Genomic DNA, 6,666 nt, shown 5'->3' on the forward strand with positions numbered 1-6,666 from the left:
AATCCCGGCTAAGCCTTCGAGATCCGGTGCGACCGACCCGGACGCCACCGGGGATGATCCAGGACACCGCCTCTGCTCCGATCGGGGGTCGAACTTGGTTGCGAGCGTGATCTCCACAGTTGTAGGCGAGGCTCAAGGTGCGGTTGTTCAAGCTGTCGGTTATATCGAACCATGCTGCACGAACGGCGCACCGCAGCGAACTCGGCCGAGCGCGGGTAGTGCCGGTGAGCCTGAGTACGGATTAAAGCTCGACCCTCGGAAGCCTGCTCCATATCCAGACATCGACCATGCGATCACGCTAAACCCATGCGAAGGCTAGGGGAGGAACCGAAAAGAGGTCCATGCATCGTTGTCAGAGTACCGGGTCTTCACCACGCGGCGTGCACACTCACAGCTGCGGGCTCTTCATCGACATCAGCCCCCTCGGCGGCCTCGACGCGCTCGTCTGTGTGCAGAGGCTCCGCGATCTGCCCGATCTCGTCTTCCTCGATAGCGCGATGCGCCATCCTGTCCTCGGACGCTATTCCTTCGTAGCAGCCGATCCCTTCAGCCGTTTCGTCGTCCGAAATGGCTGCTCAACTTGGAACGGAGAGATCCAGGATGAACATCCGCTCGCGACCCTCCAGAAGCTACTGAACCGATACCGGCAGCCGACATTGGCAGGCCTGCCGCCATTCCAGGGGGGTGCCGCGGGATTCGTCTCATACGATTTCCGGCACTTGCTGGAAGAGCTGACGCCCGCGACGGCAACCCTGCCCTGCCCCGACGTCGTCCTTCCTTTCTACGATGTCGTCCTCGCCTTCGACCATGCAACCCGCGAGGGTTGGCTCATTTCGACCGGTTGGCCGGAGCAGGATCCTGAGCAGCGCGCACGGCGGGCGGCGGTTCGTGCAGAGTGGTTCCTCGAGCGTCTCCATCGACCAGAAAGTCAGGGCGGGAGATATACTCTTGCGAGTTCCTGGGTATCGAACTTCTCGGCTGACGAATACGCTGAAGCCGTGCGCCAAGTGATCGCCTACATCCTGGCCGGCGACATCTTCCAGGCCAACATCGCGCAGCGTTTCATAGCCGAGACGGCGGACAGCTTCGACCCCCTCGCCTTCTACGAGCGCCTGCGCACAACCAATCCCGCGACCTTCGCCGCGTTCCTGCAGTTCAAGGAGATCGCCATTGCGTCGAGCTCTCCGGAACGCTTCGTGAAGGTCGAGCGGGGTCGTGTCGAAACTCGCCCGATCAAGGGCACGGCACCGCGCTCCAGCGATCCCCTGCGCGACCGCGACTTGGCCGATGCGCTCCTCGGGTCCGAGAAGGACCGGGCCGAAAACCTGATGATCGTCGACCTGCTGCGCAACGACCTGTCCCGGGTGTGCCGTCCGCACAGCGTGCGCACGCCATGGTTATGCGAGCTGGAGAGCTACGCGGCCGTCCACCACCTGGTCTCGGTCGTCGAAGGCGAGCTCAAACCCGGCCTGACGGCCGTCGACCTTCTCGCGGCCAGCTTTCCCGGCGGCTCGATCACCGGGGCGCCGAAGATTCGCGCCATGGAGATCATCACCGAGATCGAGCAAGAGGCTCGGCAGGTCTATTGCGGATCCATCGGCTATTTCGGCTTCGATGGAACAGCCGATACGAACATCGCGATCCGCACCGTGATGCTGAACGGCAGGACTGCCGTGTTCCAGGCAGGCGGAGGCATCACGGCCCTCTCCGACCCGCGGTCCGAATACGAAGAGACGCTGGCCAAGGCGCAGCGCATCTTTGCGGCGTTCCAAGAATAGAGGTCGAGCATGATCCTGATCATCGACAATTACGACTCGTTCGTGTTCAACGTCGCTCGATACTTCGCCGAGCTGGACGCGGACGTAGAGGTCGTTCGCAACGATGCCATCTTGGTCGAGGCGGTCCGGCGCCTGGCGCCGAAGGCGGTGGTGCTCTCGCCCGGACCGTGTTCGCCGCGGGAGGCCGGCGTATCCTGCACTCTCGTGAGGGAGTTGTCCGGCATGATCCCGATCCTTGGCATCTGCCTCGGCCATCAATGTATCGGTGAGGTGTTCGGCGGACGGGTTGTCCGGGCTCGCACCCCCATGCACGGGCGCGCCTCTGCGGTCACTCACAACGGGCTTGGCCTGTTTCGCGGCCTACCGAATCCCTTGCACGTGGGCCGCTATCATTCCTTGATCGTCGAGGTGAACGAGGACGAATCCACGCCCATCGCAGTGACCGCACGCTCTGAGGACGGCGAGGTGATGGCCCTGCAGTATCGTGGGCACCTGACCTTCGGAGTGCAGTTCCACCCCGAATCCGTGCTGACCCAGGGAGGACACCGGCTGCTGTCGAACTTCCTCGAGATCGCCGCGGCCGCACAGGAGCACCAGCTTGCTTTGGCTTGACGGCAAAATCCAGGAGGATGCGCGCGCCTCTTTCGATCTGCGGGACCGCGGGCTTCTTCTCGGTGATGGACTGTTCGAGACCTTCGTCGCCTGGAACGGGCGCGCCTTCATGCTTGACGCTCACCTCGACCGTCTCTTGGCCGGCGCTGCGGCCTTGCAGATGCCGATCGAGCGGGAGCTCCTACGGCCGCCCGTCGATGCACTCGCCGCAGCGCTGCCCAGTGGTGGCGTGATTCGCCTGACCGTGACCCGCGGTACAGGCCCGCGCGGCCTGCGCCTCCCGGCCCATCAGACGCCTGTGGTCTTCGCGACGGCCTCGGCACCCTGGCGTCCCGCACTGGAATTGCCACAGGTCCGACTCGCGACCACGAGTATCCGGCGGAATGCCTCGTCGCCCCTCTCGCGGCACAAAACGCTTGCCTACCTCGACAATGTTTTGGCCCTGCAGGAGGCGCTCGAGCGGGGGGCCGATGATGCGCTCCTCCTCACGACTCAGGGGCGCGTGGCCTGTGCGAGCGCGGCAAATCTCTTTCTGATCCACGGCCGAAACCTGCTCACCCCACCTCTGGAGGACGGCGTCCTGGCGGGTATTACCCGTGGCTTGGTGCTGCAACAGATCGCACCGATGTGCGGTCTGAATCCGCGGGAGGCGAGCCTCTCCCGGGAAGCCCTGTTCAAGGCCGATGCAGTCTTCCTCACCAACTCGGTTGCGCTCGTGACCGAAGTAATAGATGTAGATGGTGTTCCGCTGGCTCGACATGCGCGGGCGCTGGTCGAACATGTTTGCAGCACGCTCGCCACACTGGTACGGGATCAATAAGTGGGTACTGCAAGATCGAATTCGCTTTGCCGGAGCGTATTGTCTGGCATCTTCTCATGCGAGCGCTTGCAGATGCCGTTTATCTGAGCGCAGGCACCGAAGCTCCCTGCTGGCTGAGCACGAAGCTATTCTCCGTCGCTTGGCGGGTAATCGTCATTCTTGGATGCGAGACCGGGACCAGGTTACTGTCCCATAGTCGAGACAGTCTCACCCGAGAGACAGGATGCAGGCGTTTTTGCCCACGGCCCCCGATTTCATCTTCATGCTGACCCACTCCGATCGCACCATCTTGGATGCGCCGGATCGGCTGATAGAGGCACTTGATGCAGGCGTCCGCCATATCGGTTTCAAAGACATTGGGCTTCCGCTCGCCGATTTGCGTCGCCTTGCGGCTTCAATCCGGGCTGCAGATGCTACGCTCTACCTGGAGATGGTAAGCCTAGATGCGGCGAGCGAAGAAGCATCGGCCCGAGCGGCTGTCGAACTCGGCATTGATGTGCTGATGGGGGGCGTACACCCTCACGCAGTTGTGCCTGTCCTGGCCAATACCGGCATTCGCTATTATCCCTTTTCGGGTGAAATTGTTGGTCATCCGAACGTCCTCCAGGGCACCATCGACACCATTGTCGAGAGCGCCTGTCGTCTGGCGGCTATGGATGCAGTCCATGGCCTCAACCTCCTCGCCTACCGATTCCAGGGCGATGTACCGGCCCTGATCCGCCGGGTCTGCAGCACGGTTGCCCCGAAGCCCGTGATTGTTGCAGGCTCGATTGACCGACCGGATCGGATTGCCGCCGTCATCGATGCAGGCGCGGCTGGCTTCACCGTCGGCACAGCCGCACTGAACGGCGACTTTCCCGCCCGTTCGCGCAGGCTTGCAGACCAACTGATGTTCGTTGCCGAGCAGGCTCTGGCTCGTTGAGGGAGATTGCCTGGTCCCGCTGCGCCGACCTCAAATCCAGTGCCCTCGCAGCAATCAGCCAGCCTTGCGAGCGGCCGATGCTCACCTGACAGCTGACTCCTCCGCATCCATTTCTGCTCGGCCACGGATGCGATTCCTTATCCGTTCCGTCCGGGAGAGCGTTGATCCCTTGGAGCGCCCGAAGGCAGGCTCTTGCGCGATACGAGGTCTATCGGCTCGCTGTCGTTAGAGCCCCGGACGGAAAGCGAGATTCAAGGGGCTCCGGTGTGGGTCGGACTGTGTTTCCCTTCGGGTGACCGGAGGTGGCTCATGGTCCACTGCCATTCCATGGATCTGCGGGATCGGGTTGCGCGATCCTGCTCGAGCAGAATGATGAGTGGGCCGTGCAGCGCGCCCGCTCCATGGCCCTCGAAATTTCATCAGTGCGTTGAGCGATGATGCGATCGTCAAGTTGCCTGCCGTAGCTGCCTGACAGAGCCGGCCTAGCCCGCCGGAGATCACGACCATCTCGTTGCTCTTACACCACACCTCGAGACACAACCGTCCTAGGCCACTCTATGCTACTTGGGCTGGGCCGACGGGAGACAGATGGCTGATTGAATCCGTCCATCTGAATAATTGCGTGGGCAGTCAGCAGTGTCGGACGATGACGCGCAGCCCGCAACGGAGTGAGCCCCTCGTATGCGTTTATCACCGGCCGACTTTTGCGCGAACCTGTCCAAGGCGACCTTGAGGAACTGCGGAGCGACTTGGCCTCCGCGAGCCTGATCAAGCTCCACGACAGCAGCGGGTGGGTTACGTCCTGCGGTTCGCGGCGGGTGCTAGACCCTTCCTGGCTCCTGGCGAGCGGCTCGAGCTCACGCGTGAGCAGGCTGTGACGCTCAGCCTCCCAAGCCGACCTCAAAGCCTCGAGGTCGCTTCCATCGGGATCGCATTCGGTGAGCACGGCGCGACCGAATATCGTCTCGTGGAGTATCTGCCTCGTAGAGGTGGGAAGTGACCGACACCCTGCTGAGGCCGGCCGTGGAGTGGCGCGCCTTCGCAGCCTTGCTTAATGCACGAAGAGCAGAGCTGACGCTGCGGAAGCACATCTACAGCATTGGCTTAATGTTTCCGATAGCAATTCTCTTTCCTCGAGCGTATTGGGTCGTTCGCAGGTTGTTAATCCGCCAATGCTAGCCGGGCTACCTGTGTGATAGTGCTGGGTTGGCCGGCATCAACATGCTGTGGCCTGGAGATTGAATGATAATAGCTCGAATGGATAACAGGATGATCTCTCAATACTTCTCCAACAACTTTTTCTGAGACATAAGAATGAAGCCAATTTGCAGTCGCTCGGCATTCCTGGTTGCCGAAGATGACGAGATGCTGTGCGAGATGATCTCTCTCTTTCTCACCAAGTTGAAGTATGAGGTCATCATCACGGCCAGAGGCGAAGAGGCGCTCTCGATCCTCGAATACGGCGAGGACATTGCGGGCCTCTACACCGACATTCACCTGGGCGGTCGAGTTGACGGATGGGAACTGGGGGCGGCCTTTCATAACCGCTGGCCGGCACGGCCCATCGTTTACGCCTCTTCGCGCGCGCAAAGCCTCGAGCGCGTAGCGCCGACTGGCCTCTTCCTTCAGAAGCCGTTCGCCCTGGCCAGGTTGACGGCTGCTCTTATGGCGCTGCAGGCCGACCTGCATCTGGAGAGTGCCTGATCTGGGTTTGCTCGGGCCTGAACAAAATGGCCCGCTGCCACGTCTGAGGTGGAGCGGGCCTGGGTGAGGAGAAGCATGCTCAAATGAGCATGTGCCGCTGGGTAAGAGCGGCTGGGTGGCTCTTGAACCCGAAAAGGTTTCAGGTTGGTTACCGAAGGACACCCGCTGTCCGTGTGCGGGCTGCCCTTGCCCGCCACGCTTGAGGCTCTACCCTTCTCCGCGCCCGTGTTCTCCCATGCGGGCGGGGAGGAGCCGAGAGTCCACCTGACCCCGAGGCGGCTCCTCACTCGTTGTCCATGAGCTTGACCTGACCGGGATTTTGGACCAGGCGCATTGAGAGCCTACTGCATGACTGTGGGTGAGGGTAGCTGTTGTGCGATGGCCTCCAGTGTGACGGGTGCAGGCGGCCGGTAGCCCAAAGATGAATGAGGTCGCACGCGGTTGGCGTGATCCGTCCAGGCGCCGATGATGACCCGAGCTTCTTTCAAGCTGGAGAAGATCTCCCGCTTCAGGTACTCGTCCCTGAGTTTGCCGGTGAAGCTCTCACAGGACCCGTTCTCCCGCAGACTGCCCGACTCGATGTACAGCGTCTTGGTGCCGAGTTGCGCTAGCCACTGCCGCAGAGCCCTGGCAATCATCTCGGCGCGAATGGCCCTCCGGCTCCTCGGCGAAGCGGAAGAGAGGCGAGCATGAGCAACAGCGAAATCGGATCAAGCTTGCGCGGACGGCTCGACTTTGAGCCCATCAACCAGCGCAGGTCGCTGGAGCTGCCCGGCGGGGCTCGCGTTGCGGTGTGGACCATCGTCAATGTCGAGAACTGGCGCCCGACG

The 6,666-nt window shown here is 61.9% G+C and carries 5 protein-coding genes and 1 pseudogene; 5 read left to right on the forward strand and 1 reads right to left on the reverse strand.

Going from position 1 to position 6,666, the window contains the following annotated elements; translation table 11 throughout:
• Positions 1 to 380 precede the first annotated feature (380 nt).
• The 5 genes from pabB (at position 381) to BN1233_RS39555 (ending at position 5,836) form a co-directional block, all read left to right on the forward strand.
• Entirely contained in the window at positions 381 to 1,778 is a 1,398-nt protein-coding gene (gene pabB / locus BN1233_RS39535; protein WP_244889850.1) for an aminodeoxychorismate synthase component I, read from the forward strand.
• Positions 1,779 to 1,787: 9 nt separating this feature from the next.
• Positions 1,788 to 2,390 carry an anthranilate synthase component II gene (locus BN1233_RS39540; protein WP_046869164.1) on the forward strand — a complete coding sequence of 201 codons (603 nt, stop codon included), beginning with the start codon at positions 1,788 to 1,790 and terminating at the stop codon, positions 2,388 to 2,390.
• Positions 2,377 to 3,210: an aminotransferase class IV gene (locus BN1233_RS39545; protein ID WP_046869165.1), complete on the forward strand. Its 834-nt coding sequence runs from the start codon at positions 2,377 to 2,379 to the stop codon at positions 3,208 to 3,210. The genes BN1233_RS39540 and BN1233_RS39545 overlap by 14 nt, the downstream gene beginning before the upstream one ends.
• Before the next feature lie 223 nt (positions 3,211 to 3,433).
• Positions 3,434 to 4,132 carry a beta/alpha barrel domain-containing protein gene (locus tag BN1233_RS39550; protein WP_046869166.1) on the forward strand — a complete coding sequence of 233 codons (699 nt, stop codon included), beginning with the start codon at positions 3,434 to 3,436 and terminating at the stop codon, positions 4,130 to 4,132.
• Positions 4,133 to 5,446: 1,314 nt separating this feature from the next.
• Positions 5,447 to 5,836 (forward strand): response regulator, encoded by a 390-nt coding sequence (locus BN1233_RS39555; RefSeq protein WP_046869167.1) that lies wholly within the window; start codon positions 5,447 to 5,449, stop codon positions 5,834 to 5,836.
• Positions 5,837 to 6,177: 341 nt separating this feature from the next.
• Here the strand turns inward: BN1233_RS39555 and BN1233_RS39560 are convergent.
• Positions 6,178 to 6,477, reverse strand: a pseudogene (locus BN1233_RS39560) (integrase core domain-containing protein); the annotation flags it as partial.
• Positions 6,478 to 6,666 lie beyond the last annotated feature (189 nt).

Source organism: Microvirga massiliensis (assembly GCF_001006805.1).
Lineage (GTDB): Bacteria > Pseudomonadota > Alphaproteobacteria > Rhizobiales > Beijerinckiaceae > Microvirga > Microvirga massiliensis.

Excerpts from the sequence above, each read along its gene's own strand:
- BN1233_RS39555 (WP_046869167.1), top strand. The coding sequence starts at position 5,447 with ATGAAGCCAATTTGCAGTCGCTCGGCATTCCTGGTTGCCGAAGATGAC.
- BN1233_RS39550 (WP_046869166.1), top strand. The coding sequence starts at position 3,434 with ATGCAGGCGTTTTTGCCCACGGCCCCCGATTTCATCTTCATGCTGACC.
- BN1233_RS39540 (WP_046869164.1), top strand. The coding sequence starts at position 1,788 with ATGATCCTGATCATCGACAATTACGACTCGTTCGTGTTCAACGTCGCT.